The following is a 19681-nucleotide window of genomic DNA, read 5'->3' as shown; positions in this document are numbered from 1 at the left end:
GCACATGTCTAATTTGCGGCTTGTTACCCCCTCATGTGTTATGGCTGTAAAGGATAAATCCGAGAAAGATCCCGGCGATTTTAAGATCGACCACAGCAGCCCTATACCGTTGCACATTCAAGTGGAGAACGAGCTGCGGAAATTGATCGAAAGCCCGCATTTCCAGAATGGAAAACTACTGCCCAAAGAAGTAGAGCTGGCCAAGCGGCTGGGTATTTCGCGTAATACGATCCGTCAGGCAACCAACAAACTGCAACACGAAAACCTCCTGGTACGGAAGAAGGGGGTTGGTACAACCGTTGTCAAGAAGACCGTCAGCACACGCCTGGATAATTGGTTGAGTTTTAGCGACGAGATGCACAACCAGGGCGTAGAGTCCATCAACCATAGCATCAAGGTCTCCTGGGTCAACGCCGACGAAGACGTAGCCCTGAGCCTTGGCATTGAACAAGACAAGCGCGTGCTGCGATTGGAGCGCCTGCGGGGCACCGGCACCGGCCCGTTTGTATACTTCATCTCGTACTTCCACCCGCGCGTGGGATTCACCGGCAAAGAAGATTTTTCCCGGCATTTGTACGAGATCATGGAGCATGACTACCACACCATCCCCACTATCTCCAAAGAGAAAATCAGTGCCGTATCGGCGAAAACCGAGATTGCCAAAAAACTGGGTCTGAAGAAGGGTGACGCCGTGCTGTTCCGAAAACGCATCGTGTGTGATCCCGGCAACCGCCCGGTAGAATACAACCTCGGCTACTATCGCGGCGATAGCTTCACCTATGAAATCGACATCCGCCGCTAACGCCGGCATGAACAACGGGCGCGCCACCTCTGTATTCACTCTCGCTCCCACACTCACGCTGATTGATATACCCTCCATAGGGTACTCTTTTTAACCCTCTAGGGTGATAGGACAATAGACGTTCCCAGCCTAGCTTTGCGGTTATTCAGTATTTAGACCACGGAGTATGGCAGAAAAGAAGCTTTCGACACTGTTCAAAAAAGTCATCGGCAAGCTTCACTTGTGGTTAGGCCTCGCTTCGGGCATCATCGTTTTTATCATTGCCGTAACCGGCTGCCTCTACGCCTTCCAGGCGGAGATCCGTAACCTCACCGAGGGCCACCGGTTTGTGGAGATTCAAAACAAGCCCTATTTACCGCCGTCGCGTTTGAAAGACATTGCCATGGCAGCCCTGCCCGGCAAACACCTGCATGCTGTGTTATATGGCAAACCCGGAAAGGCTGCGCAAGTGATCTTTTATCACCCGGACCCGGTTGATTATTACGTAGCATACCTCAATCCGTATACAGGCGAAATACTGAAGCTGTCAGACGAAGAAGCGGGTTTCTTTCCGTTCATTCTCGACGGACATTTTTACCTCTGGTTACCCCACGAAATCGGTCAGCCTATCGTAGCGTCTGCCACACTAGTATTTTTCTTTATGCTCATCTCAGGCATCGTGCTGTGGTGGCCGCGGAACAAGGCCGCTGCCAAACAACGGTTTAGTATCAAATGGAGCGCGCGCTGGCGCCGGAAGAACTACGACCTGCACAACGTGCTGGGCTTCTATGTATCGTGGATTGCGATCATTTTTGCCATCACCGGATTGGTCTGGGGCTTTACCTGGTTTGCCAAAGGACTCTACGCTGTAACCGGTGGTCAAAAGTCGGTTATGTACGCGGAGCCGATGTCTGACACCACGCAGGTGGCGTCGTTTGACGAGCCCGTCATGGATAAGATCTGGCGCCGTATGACAGCCGAATATCCGAATGCTGCCGTGCTGGAAGTACATAGCCCGGAAACAGCATCGTCACCGATAGCCGTGGGGGTGAATCCCGACGACGGCACGTACTGGCAAAACGACAACATCTACTTCGATCAGTATACATTGAAAGAGCTTCCCGTAGACCACATCTACGGCCGGTTTAAAGACGCTGCGGCCGCCGACAAGCTCATGCGGATGAACTACGACATTCATGTCGGCGCCGTGCTGGGCCTACCCGGCAAAATACTGGCCTTCTGCGCCAGCCTGCTGTGCGCCAGCCTGCCCGTTACCGGATTCTATATCTGGTGGGGTCGCCGCAAGAAGAAAGGCAGCGAGCTGGAAGATGAAGAAGACACACAACTGGCACGCAAGCCGACCGCCATTAAACGCCCGGCGCCTGTGATGCGCAGACCCGTCGTGGCGGCCAATAATAAATAGCATTTACTACTTCTCCAGGTATTCTTTAATTAACAGCAGGGCTTTCTGATACCCTTCTGTAAAGTTCTTGCCACCACCCGGATAGTCCTCGATGCTTCGCAGTCCGTTGATCAGCATTTTGCCCCCTTGCTCAGCGTTATCGTCATCATAGAAATGAGATACCCACGGCTCGTCTTTCTCAAAATCATCACGTAAGCCTATACCGTTGGAGAAGAACTGGAACGGCGTCTGCAGCACGCGCGGCTCGAAGTAATCCTGATCGTTGTCGTTGATCATCTGAAAGTAGGACAGGAGAAAATCTACATGAGCCAGTACACGCGTATTGAGCTCGGCGCGGGTCTCCTTGTGATCGGGCTTTGTCCGCCACTCGTTGGACCGCGGCGCCAGCAGATCGAATGACTTACTCCTATACTCTTCGGATACCTGACATTTTAAGATCGTGCCGAGCGTTTCCTTCGGCCCGTCGATGATTTCGAGCACCAGCCATTTACTGTCTATACTGGTGATCGTAAATTTTGTATTGTTCTCGGTGTTCTTTAACGTGAAGATAAGCTCCTTGCCGTGACGACGCCATTGGCCCACGCGGTAAAGCGGTTGATGCGCAACCGTAGGCTCTTCGTCTTCGTGCTCATACTTGTTGAAGAACGACGCGCTGCCGTCGTCATAGAAGGAGAGGAAAGCATCGTAGTAGATTGTCTCGCTTTCATGATCGTTTTCTGCCAGCTCCATCTTGGTGACGTGCCACGTTTGTTCAATACCGGGAGAAAAGAGATTACACGCCGTGGGAATGATCAGCAAAAGCAGGAAGGAGGGGATACGGAATGGCATAGGGTCAACTATAGTATACATTATAAAGAAAATGAATCCCTTGCACAAAGTGTTGTCTACGTAAGAATAGTATCCTAAATGATCTTTTTCAAGAAGTGTCTATAAAACAAAAGCGGCTGCCCTTGTGGGACAGCCGCTTTATATCAAAAGTTAAACGGGATTACCGTTTCTTCTTGGCTACTTTCTTAGCTGCTTTTTTAGGAGCGCTTTTAACAGCCTTTTTAGCGACCACTTTTTTAGGGGCTACTTTCTTCACCACTTTTTTAGGAGCGGCTTTTTTCACCACCTTCTTTGCAACAGCCTTTACCGCTTTCTTCGGCGCGGCTTTCTTCGCTACCTTCTTAGCAACGGCTTTCACCGCCTTCTTCGGTGCAGCTTTCTTCGCTACCGTTTTGGTGGCCTTCTTCGGTGCCGCCTTTTTCGCAGCTTTTTTAGGGGCCGCCTTCGAAGCAGTTTTTGTTGCTGTCTTAGGAGCTGCCTTCGCTACGGTCTTCGTGGCCTTTTTCGGAGCGGCCTTCTTCGCAGGTGCTGCCGCTTTTTTGGGAGCCGCAGCCTTTGCTTCTTTCGCAAACTTTGCCGCCATCAGGTTCAGGGCCGAACCGGCTTTGAACCACTCGATCTGGTTGGCATTGTAGGTGTGATTCACCTGGATCGACTCTTCGGTACCATCGTTGTGACGGATTACCAGCGTGAGCGGTACTTCCGGAGCAAACGACGTCAGGCCCACGATATCGAACGTGTCGTCTTCCTTGATCTTGTTATAATCTTCCTTGTTCGCGAAGGTAAGACCAAGCATACCTTGCTTCTTCAGGTTGGTTTCGTGGATACGGGCAAACGACTTCACCAGGATGGCGCGCACGCCCAGGTGGCGCGGCTCCATGGCAGCGTGCTCACGGGATGAGCCTTCGCCATAGTTTTCGTCACCGACTACGATCGAGCCCAGACCTTGTGCTTTGTAAGCACGTTGTACGTTGGGTACTTCGTCGTAAGAACCCGTGAGGGCATTCTTCACGCTGTTAGTCTTCTCGTTGTAGAAGTTGGTAGCGCCGATCAGCAAGTTGTTTGAGATGTTGTCGAGGTGACCGCGGTATTTCAGCCACTTGCCGGCCATCGAGATATGGTCGGTTGTACACTTGCCTTTTGCTTTGATCAGCAAACGCAGACCTTTCAGGTCGGTACCTTCCCAAGCCTTGAACGGAGCGAGCAGCTGCAGGCGGTCAGACGTATCGCTTACTTTCACTACTACTTTGCTGCCGTCTTTTGCCGGCGCGGTGAAGCCCGGATCTTCTGCGTCGAAGCCTCTCTTCGGCAGCTCGTCACCGGTAGGAGGGTCGAGCTTCACTTGCTCGCCACGCTCGTTGGTGAGGTAATCGGTAGCCGGGTTGAAGGTCAGGTCACCGGCAATGGCCAGTGCCGTGGTCAGCTCAGGCGACGCTACGAAAGCAAACGTGTTGGGGTTGCCGTCGTTCCGCGACTGGAAGTTACGGTTGAAGGAGTGAACGATGGTGTTCTTTTCTTTCTTCTCCGCACCCACGCGGTTCCACATACCGATGCAAGGACCACAGGCGTTGGCAAATACTTTGGCGCCGATCTTGTCGAAGGCGTCGATAAAGCCATCGCGGTCGATGGTATAGCGTACCACTTCCGAACCCGGTGTGATGGTGAACTCGGCTTTTGTTTTCAGGCCTTTGGCGGCCACCTGGCGGGCCAGGCTGGCCGCGCGGGAAATATCTTCATACGAAGAGTTGGTGCAAGAACCGATCAGACCTACTTCTACTTTGGTAGGCCAGCCGTGCTTGGCAGCTTCTTCTTTGATCTTCGAAATAGGAGTAGCCAGGTCGGGCGTAAACGGACCATTGAGGTGCGGCTCAAGCTCTGACAGGTTGATCTCCACCACCTGGTCGAAATATTGCTCAGGGTTGGCATATACTTCTGCGTCGGCAGTGAGGTGTTCTTTTACTTTATTGGCCAGTTTGGCAACTTCAGAACGGCCGGTAGAGATGAGGTAGCGCTCCATCGACGCGTCGTATCCGAACGTAGACGTCGTAGCACCGATCTCAGCACCCATGTTACAGATTGTACCTTTACCCGTACAGCTCAGGGATGTGGCGCCTTCGCCGAAGTACTCGACGATCGCACCCGTACCACCTTTTACGGTCAGGATACCGGCCACTTTCAGAATGATATCTTTGGCAGAAGCCCAGCCGCTCAGTTTGCCAGTCAGTTTTATACCGATCAGCTTGGGGAATTTCAATTCCCAGGCCATGCCCGACATAACGTCTACCGCATCCGCACCGCCCACACCGATCGCCACCATGCCAAGGCCGCCAGCGTTTACCGTGTGAGAGTCGGTACCGATCATCATACCACCCGGGAAGGCGTAGTTTTCCAATACCACCTGGTGAATGATACCGGCGCCCGGCCGCCAAAAGCCGATGCCATATTTAGTAGAGACAGACGAAAGGAAATTGAATACTTCCGCGCTTTCGGTGTTGGCTATAGTAAGGTCTTCTGCCGCGCCTGTTTTCGCGACGATTAGGTGATCACAATGTACCGTAGAGGGAACCGCGACTTTCGGCCGACCCGCCGACATAAACTGCAGCAGCGCCATTTGGGCGGTGGCATCCTGCATGGCTACGCGATCTGGCGCAAAGTCTACGTACGACTTGCCCCTTCCAAAATTTTCCAACGTTTGATCGTCGTGAAGGTGGGAGTAGAGTATTTTTTCGGAGAGGGTGAGTGGGCGGTTTACAACTTTTCGGGCCTTGGTAATGCGCGAAGGCATCTTGTCGTACAAGGCTTTGATCATGTCTAAATCGAATACCATATTGTTAAAAGGTTAAAAAGAGACGCTAAAGTAGTAATATTTTCTCATCAGAAGGGGTGTCAGAGGCTGATGCACTCGTTTGCGGATGCGTTTTACCGCCCCGCGCCTTCTCTAATAACATATTCAGTTGACGGGTTTCGTCTTCGGTAAGGGTGTTCAACAAATTTTCGATGGCGATGACCTCGTCCTGCATTCGCGTCAGCGCATTGAGGCCTTCCTGCGTGATCGTCACCTCTACGCTGCGCTTGTCCGTTGCACAGTATATACGTGTAAGATACCCCTTCAGGCGCAGGCGTTCAACAATGCGGGAGGTGTCGGGCATCTTGTCAATCATCCGATCTTTGATGAGGTTGATCGACGCATGCCCGGGGTGTTGGCCGCGCAGGATACGCAGTACGTTGTACTGCTGCCGGGTGATGTCATGTTTTTTAAACACGCCATTCATACCGTCCAACAGGTAGTTATGAGTATACATCAAATTAAGAACAGCCTTATGATATTCGCTTCGGAAGTCCTTTTGATGGATGTCTTGTTCAAGGGACATAAGCCAAATAGCCGATCTGGTTTGCGGTGCCAAATTAGCCATTTATTTATTATGACGTGCATGTTACCCGAATAATCCAGGTGCCATCACTTGCTATTGATGTAATTTAGAAACTCTCTTTTTATGTTTTCGTCCTTGAATTTGCCCGAAAAGTAGGCTGTGCCGGTCTTGCTGTTGGTGTCGCCCACGCCCCGGGACGCAACACACATGTGGTTGGCATCGATCACCACGCCCACATCCTGGGTGTGCAGCACGCGCTCGATCTCCTTGCCGATCTGTACCGTTAAGCGTTCCTGCACCTGTGGCCGCTTGGAAAAGTATTGCACAATACGGTTGATCTTCGAGAGGCCTATCACTTTGCCCTGCGAGAAGTAGGCGACATGGGCCTTCCCATAGATGGGCACAAAGTGATGCTCGCAGTGCGAGTAGAATGTAATGTCTTTTTCGACCAGCATCTGGTCGTAGTTATACTTGTTTTCAAAGAGCCGGGCATGCGGCCGGTTCTTGGGGTTGAGACCGGCAAAGACCTCTTTGACGTACATCTTGGCGACGCGGCGCGGGGTGCCTTGCAGGCTATCGTCGGTCAGGTCGAGGCCGAGGATGTTCATGATCTCGCGGAAGTGCCCTTCGATACGCACGATCTTTTCGTCGTCGTCCAGGTCGAAGGCATCGGCACGCATTGGCGTTTCAAAAGAAGAAGCTACGTGGTCGTCGCCCATGTCGTCGTCGCCAGCCTTATTCGGCTGGGAATTCAACGAAGTTTCGTTCGGTCTCATACAAGGTGATTTTCAAGTCAAATTTAGAATCTATTTGGGCACGCAGAATCTTCCAGATAACGAGGGCAATGTTTTCAGCGGTGGGATTGATGCCCTTAAACTCGGCCAGGTCCAGATTGAGGTTGCGGTGATCAAACTTGCGCAGCACATGTTCCTGGATTAGATCGCTCAGCTCTTTCAGGTCATATACATAACCGGTGTCAGCATCGGGCTCGCCGACAAGGCTTACCACCAACTCGTAATTATGACCGTGATAGTTCGGGTTGTTGCATTTACCGAAGACCCGTTGATTTTGTTCATCCGACCAGGCCGCGTTGAAAAGACGGTGTGCTGCGTTAAAGTGTTCTTTGCGCGATACCTTTATCTTCATGCGTAAAGGTAAACAGGATTCCCGAAGAATGGTTCAATCGGATGTGTAAAACATACGCTATCGCCCGGGCTACGCGCTTCCTATAGCACTTTTACTGCGTTATAGTATAGGCGATTGCTTCTAAACAAGCACAGACGTAAGCGGCCTCCCGCCCACGGAGCGATCACTTGTTAGGGCTGTGAGGGAACTGTATGCGCAGCATAATGTGCGATGTCAGGATGAACTATTTGAGTAGGATTGATGGTTTGACCAAATACAGCCTGGCCACAAATTGCCAGTAAACTGAGCAATAGTGCCAAAAGAACACGATATTTCGAATTCAAGACGCGAGGGGGTTAGGGTTCGTAACTGACAGTGAATATAACCATGAAGCTTTTATTCACTACTATTCAGCTGATGAATTGATTGTTAAATAGTTAAATGGATTATTTGAACGGGTAGAATGCCATGAACTTTGAGGACATAAAAACCAGGATCGAGGCGTATCAGGCAGACGGAAAGAAGTTGTTCACCACATCGTCGTTTCAGTCGCACAGCCTCGTGCTGCTGCACATTCTGAGCCGCATCGATAAAAATATACCGGTTTATTTCATTAACACCGGCTTCCACTTCCCCGAAACAGTATCGTTTCGTGACTACATCGGCGAGCAGTTCGGGCTCAACATCGTTGACCTGAAGTCCGACGTGCCCAAGTTCATGCAGCGCGACCCCGAGGGGCGCCTCCTCTTTACCTCTGATCCGGATCACTGCTGTTACCTCAACAAGACCCAGCCCACAGACGCCATTCTGATGGCGCACGATGTATGGATCAACGGCGTACGCGCCGACCAAAGTGCGGTGCGGGCCGCCATGAAAGTAGAGCAGCCTGCCAAGCACGGTTGTGTGCGGTTCCATCCCATGCTGGACTGGAATGCCAAGATGATCTGGCAGTATCAGAAAGAGCACAAGCTGCCCAAGCACCCCCTGGAAGAAAAAGGATATGTCAGCATCGGGTGTGAGCCTTGTACCCGTAAATTAGATCCTGAAATGCAGGAGCGCGAGGCGCGTTGGTTCGGCATGAACAAAGTAGAATGCGGCCTGCACACAGACCTGATCAGCAAATAACCTCTATTACCACCTACAGTATCTAGCCTAATGAAAGTATTAATTACCGGCGGTGCCGGATATATCGGCACCGAGTTGATCAGTGCCCTCATAGCCAAGCCCGAAGTTGAGAAAGTTATTGTTTACGACAACCTGAGCAGACCAAACTACAATGTATTCCTGGGCCTGCGGTTGCAGAATTATTCCAAGGTATCGTTTGTCAAAGGCGAGTTGCTCGATTCACGCGGCCTGCGCAAAGTGTTGAAGGGCATCGACGTTGTATACCATCTGGCCGCGAAGGTCACTACACCGCTGGCCAATACGGATGCACATGTATACGAGCAAGTAAACCACTGGGGCACTGCCGAGCTGGTATACGCCGTGGAAGAGAGTGCTGTTAAGCGTTTTGTATACACCAGCAGCACCGGCATCTATGGCCCATCCACGGGCCAGCCGGTAGACGAAAACGCCGCTCCCGCCCCACATTCACTCTATGCAGTCTCTAAAATTCGTGGCGAAGAGCACGTGCGCAGGCTGGCATCGCGTATGGACACGTACATCATGCGCTGTGGCAATGTGTACGGTTATAGTAAAAGCATGCGGTTTGATTCGGTCATTAATAAATTTGTATTCGAAGCCAACTTCGACAAACGTGTTACCGTGCAGGGCGACGGCAAGCAGTCGCGCACATTCATACACATCGACAAAGTCGCCCATGCCCTGGCCAACCTGGCGTCGACACAGTTGGCCCGTGGCACCTATAATCTCGTAGACCGCACCTTGCGGGTGTTTGACATTGTCGACGCCCTGAAAGAACTGGTACCTCCGCTGGAGTTTATCTTTATCAACCAGCACTTGCGGCTGCATGAGCTGAACATTCAGGCGAATGCCCAGGTCAATGCGGCGCTGGGCATTGGTGAAGAAAAACCCTTAAAAGCCGAGCTGGAAGAATTTCTGGCGAAATTCAGCTTTTAAATTCAACACAATTTTTATATCTAAGGTACCGGATTGGTCCCTCTACGGCTGTTTTTAACCGTAGGCTGGACAGTTTGGTTAAAGAAAACGTATTCTGCAGCATGCAAAACATCGCTACCGTCATCATTTTGCTTGCCGTTGTCACCGCCCTGGCAGAAGTGACCGATAAGATTCGGGTACCATATCCCATTCTGTTGGTGCTTGCCGGCATCGGCATCGGGCTTGTACCGGGGCTACCGGTCTTGTCGCTCGATCCCGACGTGGCGTTTCTGATCTTCCTTCCGCCGGTATTGTTCGCCGCCGCCTGGAATACTTCATGGCCTGAGTTTAAAGCGGCCAAGCGCCCCATTACCCTGCTGGCCATCGGCTGCGTGATCTTCACCACCTGTGCCGTGGCCTGGGTGGCGCATACGTTTATTCCCGGCTTTGGCTGGGCGGAAGGATTTGTACTGGGCGCTATTATTTCACCACCGGATGCCGTGGCGGCCACCGCCGCCACCAAAGGCCTCGCCATCCCCAAACGCGTGGTGACGATCCTGGAAGGTGAAAGTCTGGTGAACGACGCTACCGGTCTGATTGCGTATCGCTATGCCACCGTCGCTGTTGCGACAGGCGCTTTTAGCCTGTGGGAAGCTGGCTTTCAGTTTTTGCTGGTGGCCGCGGGCGGGATTGGGTTAGGCCTCGCATTGGGATGGCTCTTTAAGTGGATCCACAACATCACACCCAGCAATCCAACGAACGATACCGTGCTGACATTCCTCGCACCCTTCGTAGCGTACCTGCTGGCGGAAGCCGTGCACTTGTCGGGCGTACTGTCGGTGGTAACCGCCGGATTGATGTTAGGACGCAGCTCCAGTGAGATCTTCTCCCAGCAAACACGTATGCAGGCCAACAGCTCGTGGAATACCGTGCTGTTTATTCTGAATGGTATCATTTTTATTCTGATCGGCTTACAGCTGCCGGAGATCATCCGGTCGATGGGCGACTATGCATTCTGGGCATGGAAGTATGCCGTGGTGATTAGCGCGGCAGTGATCATCGGCCGCATTATCTGGGTATACCCCAGCACCTACATTCCGCGCATGCTGTTTAAAAAGATCCGTGCACAGGAAGAGAAGCCCGATGTGCGCCTGGTCACCGTCATTGCCTGGTCTGGTATGCGTGGCGTTGTATCGCTGGCTGCTGCCCTGGCGCTGCCGTTAACGATTAGCAACGGCGTGGCTTTTCCCCATCGCAACCTCATCATCTTCCTCACCTTTTGCGTGATCTTCTCCACGCTGGTATTGCAGGGCCTGACGTTGCGGCCCATGATCAAGGTGTTTGGCCTCAAGGCCGATGGAAAAGACTACGAGGACGAGCAACGCGCGCGCCTGGCAATTGCCGCATCGGTCATTGAGCACATCGAAGAAAACTACGCCCTGGAATTGAGCGACGAAGTACTCAGCCAGGTAAAGTCGAAATACGAGATTCGCATCGAGCGGCTGCGCAAGGACGAGCCCCAGCGCCGCATGAGCGAAGATCAGATCCGTGAGTTCCACCGCATTCAGCAGGAGCTGCTGGAGAAGGAGCGGCGGGACATCATCCGGCTGCGACGTGACGGCAAAATCAGCGACGAGGTGTTACGCAAGATGGAATACGAGCTGGACCTGGAAGAGACCCGTTTCATCCTCGATCGCGACCTGGCCTAAACACTATTGAACCGGCTCGCGCAAGATCGTTTTCAGTTTTGCCGGGGCTACCTTATTAAAGTCGGACAAGTATATTTCGTGGTGATGCCCGGCGTGCTTAAGGTTATGAAGGGTCATAAACTCCTGCATGATTTGCAGGCTTTCGGGTTCGCGATCAAATGGACCGTTGTGTAGCATTTGTACCACCTTGCCCTCCGTCAGCGTATAGCAGCTCACGTCACCAATCAGCGCCACCTTCTTTTTCTCCAGCACCGCCTTGCGTACGGACGCCACGACTTCGGCGGTGACAAAGTCAGGCAGGCGAATCAGCAAGCGCCACTGCCAGTCTGCGCGGGGGATTTGCCGCGGCGCTTCGGCCATGGAAAGACCGGCGTAACGTTTGTCGAACCACCATTGGGCTTCCAGCTTGGGTACGGTAAAATCCTTACCACGTGATTTACACAGGAACTTGATGCCGTAGGCCACGGGAAACAGGGCTTGTATACCGGCTTTGAAGTCTGCGCCGTTAGGGTCGCCCTGGCCGGTCAGCGAAAGATAGTGCGCTTCCTCCAGCGTGAGCACCTCGGGTGTATTGCGGGCCGAGTAATACGACTTATAGTGCTTGACCAGGTCGAGTTTGGAGGATGTTTTCGGGGAAGTGATTGTCATCGGGTTCTTGCAGTTAATAAGGTGTACCCAAAAGTGCGACACTCTGCCGTCAACCCTATGTCAGCAGAAGTTGTAAAAAACAGATCAGAAATCGTTTTTTTTCAACGCCAGACAATTTTCGTGTTTCACACGCCTGGAATATATAATTATTCAATCCCCCATAAAGGGGGAGTTGGATGGCATGTTACCGGTAACGAACGCAATAAAAAAAGGTCTAAGAGGGAAGTTAAAAACCCGATAACTTCTATCTTAGTGTCGAAACCTAAACGTATGAATAGACCTCTGCCGGTATGGGTGGTCTTGGCCGCTATGCTGTTATGTGCCTGCGAATGGCAAGCCCGTTGTCTTTCCGAGACGCATTACCCGGCGCTCGTCTGGCCCGTCCACGGCGAAGAAGTCGAATTCACGGATGAGGCCAGCGCCAACGATCAGCATCCCTGCCTGACGAGCCTGTTTGACAAAGGCCCCTGGAAACTTCCGATTGCCATGGACCCCGCCTATGCGCCCATGATGCCGCTTCAGCACGACACCCTCGTACACTATTCTTCCCCGAAACATGCCAATACCTTTATCATGCGGATCGACAGCACCGCACGCTACGTGCTTTATATACTGCGCGAGGAGCTTAACGATAACGAAGATGGCCCCGACCAATATGACATTTTATTTACCGTAGACCAACATGGTAAACTGATTGACAACCTCATGATAGGTGTCGACGATGAATATCATCACCGTGCATACTGGATCGAGAGCCCAACGGAGTTTGGTATGAAAGAAGTCGCTGGCCTGGGAATGGAAGAAGAGACTGAATATAAAGCCACCTGTCGGGTAACCGAAGCCGGCGCCTTTGCGCTCATTCTAAGCAACCTGAACCGGGTGAATGGCCACGGCGAAAATTATACCGAAGAAGTTCCGTTGGAGTATGCGGAGTCGATTGTGACCGTCGAGACCGGCAAGCCGGTGCTGGCCGCCATCGAAAAGGCCATCTTTGTCGATCCGCTCGATAAAGACTACCTCGATGAAAAGACAGTAGGCGGTCAGAAAATATACCTGGCCCTGGGCATGTCGGGTGTGGCCGATTATACATTATTTATGCTGCACAGCCCGATGGGCGATGGCAACACGTTGGTGGCTGAAAGCTGGACCATTCCCATGCCATTATCGTCGCGGGAGATCACCTCCAGCCATATTGTACGCATGGATTGGCTCCACCAGGAAGAAGACGAATACAACATCGAGCTGACCGTGCAATACGAGATGGAGGCGTCCCAGGAGGGAGGAGCCCCGCCGGCCGCACTGCGCAGCTATACCTTTACCTACTCACCCGAAGGCGGCCTCGAAGCCGCCCGCGACTAGACCATGAACGTTAGGGCTTTTTCATTGGAGCAGCCTCTTTGTCTTTGGCCTCGTCGGCCTTTCTGAATTCCAGGGAGGTGGAGTTCACGCAATAACGCTGGCCGGTGATGGTCGGGCCGTCGTCAAACAAGTGGCCCAGGTGTGAACCACAACGTGCACACAAAATTTCGGTACGCACCATACCGTGCGTGCGGTCTACAATGGTGGTAATGCGGTCGCCGGCAAGCTCGCGGTCAAAGCTGGGCCAGCCACACTCCGACGGAAACTTCATGTCTGATGAAAAGAGCGCCTGTCCGCAGCCGGAGCAGTAATATGTGCCTTTCTCACGGGTATTGGTATACTTGCCCGTAAACGGCATGTCAGTCCCCTTCTTGCGCAAGACATTGTACTGTTGAGGTGTGAGAATGGCCTTCCACTCGGCGTCGGTACGGACGACTTTGCCCGTGGTATCTTGTGATGTGGCCGCCGATGTCAATACAGCCGTGGAGGTTTCCGGGCGTTCGGACGCAGGATGACAGGCTACCAGCGTGGTGGCCGTAAGCAGAACAAAAGCAAAAGCGTGCATAGCGTGCTGGTTTAAACGTACTGAATCTACGTTAAAACACGCTCGTTTGGTTTTTGATTCCCGGTAGATTCCTGGTTCCCCGTATACTCTTCGACTTCGGCGTAAATCTTGTCGAGGTCCAGTTGGATAGACTTTTCCTGCTTGTATTGAACGGCGGTGTATTCCAGCCAGGCAACAACAGATTTTTGTGGCACATGCGACAAGAGCCATAACAGCACCTTACGGTCGATCTCGTCCAGCTTAAAAAATTCTAGTTTTTCTTGTTCCATAAAACATTCCGCTAACGGCATTATACAGCAAGGTACTATTTTTTGAGAATATGACACCACCGGGAAAAATCCCTTTTACACAATAGGAAATACAGGTGTTCGTAAGGAATTGTTACAGCACCGGCACCGGCCGGCTGTATACTTTTTGTTTTCTTGCGGCATGATCGAGTTAAAGCACGTGCGTGTACAGCGGGCGGAAGTACCGTTGCTGCAGGGCATAACCTGGCACATCGCCGCCGGTGAACATTGGGTTATCACCGGGGCCAATGGCAGCGGCAAAACCTGGCTGCTCGACCTGCTGGCGGGAAATGTGCACGCCACCGCCGGCGAAGTGGTATACGACTTTGTCCAGGGCGCCACCTGGGACGAACGCGCTGCCCTGCGCAAGAAACATATACACTACATCCCCGCGCATGCACTGCAAGTCTTTCTGCGACAGCATGGAATGTTCTACCAGCAGCGTTATTACTCCATGGGCGACGAGCGCGTACCCTGCGTCAAAGACATCCTCGGCGTGGAGGCGGGTGCATTCGATGCCCTCGGCATGCCGGCCACGTTCAACGTAGCGTCACTGTTGGACGTCGAGGTGACGCGGCTGTCGAACGGACAGTTGAAAAAAGTCATGATCCTGCAGAACCTGGTGCGCGGGTTGCCCAGCGTCTTGCTGTTTGACTATCCTTTTGAAGGCCTGGATTATGCCAGCCGAGTCGACCTGGCCGCTTTCCTGGATCACCTCGCCCGTCACCACGGCATTACCCTCATTATGACCGACCACGGCCATCACTTGCCCGAGTCGATCAACCGGCGCCTGGTGCTGGCCGGTGGAACCGTAAAGGCCGTCGAGACGATACAGGCAGCACCGTCAACGGCACCCTCGGTACACACGACGGCAAAGCCGTTACACGACGGAACCCCCATCGTAGAGATGAAGGGCATCGCCATCCGGTACGGCAGCCGCACCATACTCGAAGATTTTTATTGGACCATCCGGCAAGGCGAGCGCTGGGCGCTAACCGGCCCTAACGGCTCGGGCAAGACGACGTTGTTCAGCCTTATCTTTGCCGACCACCCCATGGCCTACAGCCAGCCGGTCTTTTTGTTTGGCAAACGTCGCGGCAGCGGCGAGTCTATCTGGGACATCAAAAACCGCATTAACTACTTCGGCCCGGAATTGATCAGCTATTTAGCCCCACAGTACCGACCCGAAACAGCCCGCACCTGGATTACGCAGCAACATCGGCAGCTGAACCAGCAGGCCCTGGCCCATGCCATCGAACATTTTCAAGCCCAGGCCTTTATCGACCGCCCGGTAAAAATACTCTCCTCGGGTCAGTTGCAGATCATGCTCATTATCAGTAGTCTGGTATCCGGTCGGGAGCTGTTACTGCTCGATGAACCCTACCAGTTTCTCGACCCCGTTAATAAAGCACGCCTGAATGCTTACCTGCAAGAACACTTGCACGCCGACACAACGCTGGTACTTATTACCCATTACGAAGAGGATATAGTGCGCTGGACGCAACAGCGGCTAAGCTTGTAAAGGACGTAAACCATCTCGGTAGGTACCACCAGAGGTGTTTTGCATGCGAAAACTTAAAGCTCCCGTTTCAACCAATACCTATTGCCCACAACAAACCTGATGGATACAGTGAAAGAGGATTTCACTATTAACCTGATCCCATAAGATAGCACTGCCTGTTTATAATTATCAACGACTGATATTGGCGTGAAATACTCCCCCTGAACTTTTGCCGCCTGCTTTATGTATTTAAAATGAATCAATACATTTGCATGTCAATAAGACGGGTGCATCTGTCAAAAACGAGTATGTCGCTGAATACCAAGCAAATCGAAAAGATCTCCAAGGCGCTCGGAGATGCCAACCGCCTCAAGATCCTGCAGCACATCGCCAAAAAGGGTGGTTGCGGTTTTTGTTCGGAGATCCAGGAAGAAAGCCCTCTGGCACAGCCTTCCGTAAGTCACCACCTCAAAGTACTCATCGAAGCGGGTCTGATTGATGCCGAAAAGGAGGGAAGAAACCAAAAATACACCCTAAACGACGCCGTATTAAAGGAATACACCAGCGCCGTGACCATGCTGAATTTCGCCTAAAGCCCCACGGCGATTTTTTTTGGGAAGATATATTGAAATATTTCGATGTGTCTATGAACTAAAAAGACGTGGCGTGCGTCTAAAGCATTATATCCCCGGAATGGGGATTTTTTTCAACCCAACGCATCGAAGTATTTAAATGTATCATATAAACGTTTACCGAGCATGACCAGAACAGCCTTTACGCCCTACAGACTTGGAAACATCTCCCTGGAAAACCGTTTTACCATGGCCCCCATGGCTCGCCATCGGGCCATTAACAATATACCCAACGACCTCATGGCCGCGTACTACAAACAACGTGCGTCGGCCGGGTTGATCATTACGGAAGGTGTATCGCCTTCGCCCAATGGTCTGGGCTATCCGCGCATGCCGGGCATCTACACCAACGACCAGGTGAATGCCTGGAAGAAAGTGACGTACGGTGTGCGTGAAGCAGGCGGCAAGATCTTTATGCAACTGATGCACACTGGCCGCATCGCACACGCACTGAACCTGCCGCAGGGAGCGAAGGTAGTGGCACCGTCTGCCGTGGGGGCTGCAGGTCAGATAATGACGGATCAGAAAGGACCGCAAGCATACACTGTGCCGCATGCCATGACCGCCATCGAAGTACAGCAAGTGAAATACGAGTATGTACGGGCGGCGCAGAATGCGATCGACGCGGGTTTTGACGGTGTGGAGCTACACGCCGCGGGCGGCTACCTGCCCGAACAATTCCTATCGCCGCATACCAATCAGCGAACCGATATATATGGTGGCAACATCGAAAATCGCAGCCGCTTTTTGTTAGAGCTGACGCAAGAGATCAGCGATGCGATTGGCGCCGACAAAGTAGGCGTGCGGTTGTCACCCCATGGCACAGAAAACGACATGGCCCCGTATGCAGACGTAGACGAGACGTACACCTACCTGGCGGCGCGCCTGAATGATCTCAACATCGGCTACTTACACCTGGCGAACGTAGACATAGTACCTGCGGGCGGACCGCCGTCTGTGTGGCGCATGATCCGCGAGCAGTTCAAGGGAACACTGATCCTGGCCGGTGGGTATACAGTCTTTCAGGCAGAAGAAGACCTGGCGTCGGGCTTTGCCGACCTGGTGGCCTTCGGCAAACCCTTCATTAGCAACCCCGACCTGGTGCCACGCCTGCGCAAGCGGTTGCCGCTGAACATCATGGTTGATGCCCGCACATTATACACGCCGGGCGCAAAAGGATTGATCGATTACCCCGTATTTGATCAGGAACTTGTGAATGCCTGAAATCCTGCTGCCATAGGGCTGTCACTGACGGTCTGTTTCTTCGTACCAAACTTTACGGTGTATGAAGAAGCAGACCGTCGAACAACAGATTGAAATTGACTGGCCGATCCGCGCCTTGTTCAATTATGTATGCGATATCCATAACAACGCTACCTGGCAAGCCCAGGTAGACCACGCCGAGTGGACGGCCATCGATCACTACTGTACCGGCGCACGTTATACGTGTTTGCAGCCCGGCCGTACACGTCCTGTCATCTACGAAGTCACCGCGCACACGCCGTACCACAGGCGTTCCGTCACACGCCGCAACGCCTGGCTACAACCCACCTATAATATGGAATTCGAACCGCGGGGTGAGGGAACGCTGCTGCGCGTATCGGTATCGTTCAACGCGCCGTGGAGCCTGATGGCACCCTGGTATGCCGGCAAGTTGCTGGCTGCCTACGATCTGCCGCGGCTCAAACAAATTCTCGAAACCGAGAAATAATTTGAATAGCCCGAACGCTCCTGACACAAGGCTGTCAGCAGTGTGGTGTTGCTTTGTCACAACAAAAACCAAAGATCCTTATGCAACTCAAAGAAGTACATCCTATTAACTTTCTGTTCCACCGGGTGGAAACTACCCTCGTCGAGCTGCACCAGTTCGTGCCCGTCGGGCAACAGCTTTTTGCCGAAGCCGTGGCGCGTGGCCACTTCGTTGCCGGCCCGGTACACTGGCACTACATCGGTTTTACAGACGTAACAAAACCCTTTACGCTGGAGATAGCCCTGCCGGTGCGGGAGATACCGCAAGATTATGACGGGCAATTTCAATATAAGCGCACAGGCCCGTTCCGCTGTGTCTCCTGCGTGCATGAAGGGCCGTGGGAGCGGATGCCCGAAAGTTACGGTAAGCTGATGGGATACATCGCAGAGCACAAGCTGTCGCCATTGGCTGTTAATCGCGAGATCTATATTAATGTCGACATGGTCCATCCGGAAGGCAATACTTCGGAGATCCAAATCGGCATTGCATAACCTTTTGTAAAACTACTCCACGCTATGACTATGAAAAAGCTCATCATCATCATTGGTATTGTCATCGGCATCGCCAGCATGCTGGTGGCTTATACCTCTTCTGCACAAACGCATCCTGAAAACGCGCACCCTATGAAACTAAATGCCGGTATCATTACCCCTAAGCTCAAAGAATCTCGCGACTTCTATACCCGCGTGTTAAACTTCGGCGTGACGTTCGAGAACGAATTCTATTTGCTGATGCACACCCCCGGCCACCAGGCAGAAGTGGCATTTCTGTTACCCGGCCACGCCTCGCAGCAACCACTCTTTCAACCAGCGTTTGCAGGTAAAGGTATCTTCTTCACGATCGAGGTGACAGATGTCGACGCGGAGTATAGCCGCATGAAAGCGTTAGGTGTGCCCATTGCCATTGCCCTACGCGACGAGCCATGGGGCGACCGGCATTTTGCCATCGTCGACCCCAACGGCGTTGGCATCGACCTGGTGAAGTATACAAAACCGGCCGGTCAGTAGCCTTGGCGGAAGCGGAGGAACGCGCCTGACCGACCGGCAGCCCGTGCTTGGACATGTCGGTAATAGCCGCTAGCTTTCCACTTTCACCGACGACCATGCACGAGGCCATCATCCGCGACTTCTATACTGCTTTTAACCGGAAGGACTACGCTGCCATGCAGGCGCTGTACCATCCGCAAGCGACCTTCTACGACCCCGTCTTTCAACAGCTCGACGCGGCCGAAGTAAAGGCCATGTGGCAAATGCTGCTCACGTCTTCGCGCGACCTGGCGGTGGAAGCCCACACAATCCAGACAACCGGCGACCGGGGCAGCTGCACCTGGGAAGCACACTATACTTTCTCCAAAACCGGACGCCCGGTACACAACATCGTACACGCTACGTTCGAATTCCGCGACGGTAAGATTTATCGGCATACCGACCGTTTTAATTTCTGGCGCTGGTCGCGTCAGGCACTCGGCGGAGCCGGATGGCTGCTGGGGTGGAGCCCCATCGTGCGCAACAAAGTGCGCCAGACGGCGCGACGTGGTCTGGATGCCTTCCTGGCGGCCAGGCGATAACGCACCATTCTTTCCCCACATCTGTTAAAAACTTGTTACCCGACCGGCACACGCAAATTCGTTCGCCGATAAGCTGT

The 19681-nt window shown here is 52.8% G+C and carries 20 protein-coding genes and 1 pseudogene; 13 read left to right on the top strand and 8 right to left on the bottom strand.

Annotated features, from left to right (window positions below):
• Window positions 1-40: 40 nt before the first annotated feature.
• Both K7P01_RS00175 and K7P01_RS00170 read left to right on the top strand, forming a co-directional pair.
• Window positions 41-802, top strand: coding sequence for a GntR family transcriptional regulator (locus tag K7P01_RS00175; protein WP_267288604.1), 762 nt, complete (start codon window positions 41-43; stop codon window positions 800-802).
• 166 nt (window positions 803-968) lie between these two features.
• Complete coding sequence (locus tag K7P01_RS00170; RefSeq protein ID WP_267288603.1) at window positions 969-2204, top strand: PepSY-associated TM helix domain-containing protein; 1236 nt, start codon at window positions 969-971, stop codon at window positions 2202-2204.
• A gap of 6 nt (window positions 2205-2210) precedes the next feature.
• On the opposite strand, the gene K7P01_RS00165 is transcribed toward K7P01_RS00170, so the two are convergent.
• From K7P01_RS00165 to K7P01_RS00145, 5 genes and pseudogenes are all read right to left on the bottom strand, one after another.
• Window positions 2211-3032, bottom strand: coding sequence for a hypothetical protein (locus tag K7P01_RS00165; RefSeq protein ID WP_267288601.1), 822 nt, complete (start codon window positions 3030-3032; stop codon window positions 2211-2213).
• A 574-nt stretch (window positions 3033-3606) separates the two neighbouring features.
• Window positions 3607-5859 (bottom strand): annotated as a pseudogene (locus K7P01_RS00160) (aconitate hydratase); the annotation flags it as partial.
• Between the two features lie 25 nt (window positions 5860-5884).
• On the bottom strand, window positions 5885-6403 hold the full coding sequence (locus K7P01_RS00155; protein WP_267288599.1) for a MarR family winged helix-turn-helix transcriptional regulator: 519 nt from the start codon (window positions 6401-6403) through the stop codon (window positions 5885-5887).
• 86 nt (window positions 6404-6489) lie between these two features.
• A complete protein-coding gene (gene folE / locus K7P01_RS00150; RefSeq protein ID WP_267288597.1) occupies window positions 6490-7179 on the bottom strand; it encodes a GTP cyclohydrolase I FolE in 690 nt (229 codons plus the stop codon).
• Complete coding sequence (locus K7P01_RS00145) at window positions 7139-7549, bottom strand: 6-pyruvoyl trahydropterin synthase family protein (protein ID WP_267288595.1); 411 nt, start codon at window positions 7547-7549, stop codon at window positions 7139-7141. The genes folE and K7P01_RS00145 overlap by 41 nt, the downstream gene beginning before the upstream one ends.
• Window positions 7550-7996: 447 nt before the next feature.
• Here K7P01_RS00145 and K7P01_RS00140 point away from each other — a divergent pair, with 447 nt between their 5' ends.
• The 3 genes from K7P01_RS00140 to K7P01_RS00130 all read left to right on the top strand — a co-directional run bounded on the left by K7P01_RS00140 (window position 7997) and on the right by K7P01_RS00130 (window position 11295).
• Window positions 7997-8653: a phosphoadenylyl-sulfate reductase gene (locus K7P01_RS00140; RefSeq protein ID WP_267288594.1), complete on the top strand. Its 657-nt coding sequence runs from the start codon at window positions 7997-7999 to the stop codon at window positions 8651-8653.
• A 30-nt stretch (window positions 8654-8683) separates the two neighbouring features.
• Window positions 8684-9607, top strand: coding sequence for an NAD-dependent epimerase/dehydratase family protein (locus tag K7P01_RS00135; protein WP_267288592.1), 924 nt, complete (start codon window positions 8684-8686; stop codon window positions 9605-9607).
• 101 nt (window positions 9608-9708) lie between these two features.
• Window positions 9709-11295: a Na+/H+ antiporter gene (locus tag K7P01_RS00130; protein WP_267288590.1), complete on the top strand. Its 1587-nt coding sequence runs from the start codon at window positions 9709-9711 to the stop codon at window positions 11293-11295.
• 3 nt (window positions 11296-11298) lie between these two features.
• Here the strand turns inward: K7P01_RS00130 and K7P01_RS00125 are convergent, their stop codons facing one another.
• Window positions 11299-11943 carry a GyrI-like domain-containing protein gene (locus K7P01_RS00125; RefSeq protein ID WP_267288588.1) on the bottom strand — a complete coding sequence of 215 codons (645 nt, stop codon included), beginning with the start codon at window positions 11941-11943 and terminating at the stop codon, window positions 11299-11301.
• A gap of 270 nt (window positions 11944-12213) precedes the next feature.
• Between K7P01_RS00125 and K7P01_RS00120 the strand changes: the two genes are divergently transcribed.
• A complete protein-coding gene (locus K7P01_RS00120) occupies window positions 12214-13302 on the top strand; it encodes a hypothetical protein (RefSeq protein ID WP_267288586.1) in 1089 nt (362 codons plus the stop codon).
• Window positions 13303-13312: 10 nt separating this feature from the next.
• On the opposite strand, the gene msrB is transcribed toward K7P01_RS00120, so the two are convergent.
• Complete coding sequence (gene msrB, locus K7P01_RS00115; protein WP_267288585.1) at window positions 13313-13867, bottom strand: peptide-methionine (R)-S-oxide reductase MsrB; 555 nt, start codon at window positions 13865-13867, stop codon at window positions 13313-13315.
• Between the two features lie 26 nt (window positions 13868-13893).
• Complete coding sequence (locus K7P01_RS00110; RefSeq protein WP_267288584.1) at window positions 13894-14136, bottom strand: hypothetical protein; 243 nt, start codon at window positions 14134-14136, stop codon at window positions 13894-13896.
• A gap of 160 nt (window positions 14137-14296) precedes the next feature.
• On the opposite strand from K7P01_RS00110, the gene K7P01_RS00105 reads away from it, so the two are divergent.
• From K7P01_RS00105 to K7P01_RS00075, 7 genes are all read left to right on the top strand, one after another.
• Window positions 14297-15676 carry an ATP-binding cassette domain-containing protein gene (locus K7P01_RS00105; protein WP_267288583.1) on the top strand — a complete coding sequence of 460 codons (1380 nt, stop codon included), beginning with the start codon at window positions 14297-14299 and terminating at the stop codon, window positions 15674-15676.
• A 287-nt stretch (window positions 15677-15963) separates the two neighbouring features.
• The gene (locus K7P01_RS00100) at window positions 15964-16248 is read left to right on the top strand and encodes an ArsR/SmtB family transcription factor (protein WP_267288582.1); all 285 of its coding nucleotides are present in this window, start codon (window positions 15964-15966) and stop codon (window positions 16246-16248) included.
• A gap of 165 nt (window positions 16249-16413) precedes the next feature.
• A complete protein-coding gene (locus K7P01_RS00095; RefSeq protein ID WP_267288581.1) occupies window positions 16414-17511 on the top strand; it encodes an alkene reductase in 1098 nt (365 codons plus the stop codon).
• 61 nt (window positions 17512-17572) lie between these two features.
• A complete protein-coding gene (locus tag K7P01_RS00090) occupies window positions 17573-17998 on the top strand; it encodes an SRPBCC family protein (protein ID WP_267288580.1) in 426 nt (141 codons plus the stop codon).
• 80 nt (window positions 17999-18078) lie between these two features.
• Complete coding sequence (locus K7P01_RS00085) at window positions 18079-18528, top strand: GyrI-like domain-containing protein (RefSeq protein ID WP_267288579.1); 450 nt, start codon at window positions 18079-18081, stop codon at window positions 18526-18528.
• A gap of 24 nt (window positions 18529-18552) precedes the next feature.
• Window positions 18553-19044: a VOC family protein gene (locus K7P01_RS00080; protein WP_267288578.1), complete on the top strand. Its 492-nt coding sequence runs from the start codon at window positions 18553-18555 to the stop codon at window positions 19042-19044.
• Window positions 19045-19097: 53 nt separating this feature from the next.
• Window positions 19098-19604: a nuclear transport factor 2 family protein gene (locus tag K7P01_RS00075; RefSeq protein ID WP_267288577.1), complete on the top strand. Its 507-nt coding sequence runs from the start codon at window positions 19098-19100 to the stop codon at window positions 19602-19604.
• The last annotated feature ends 77 nt before the right edge of the window (window positions 19605-19681 follow it).

The sequence above is a fragment of the Parachryseolinea silvisoli genome, from assembly GCF_021190955.1.
GTDB lineage: Bacteria > Bacteroidota > Bacteroidia > Cytophagales > Cyclobacteriaceae > Ohtaekwangia > Ohtaekwangia silvisoli.
The sequence above is the reverse complement of the archived record's forward strand: the minus strand, read 5'-3'. Positions and strand labels throughout refer to the sequence as shown.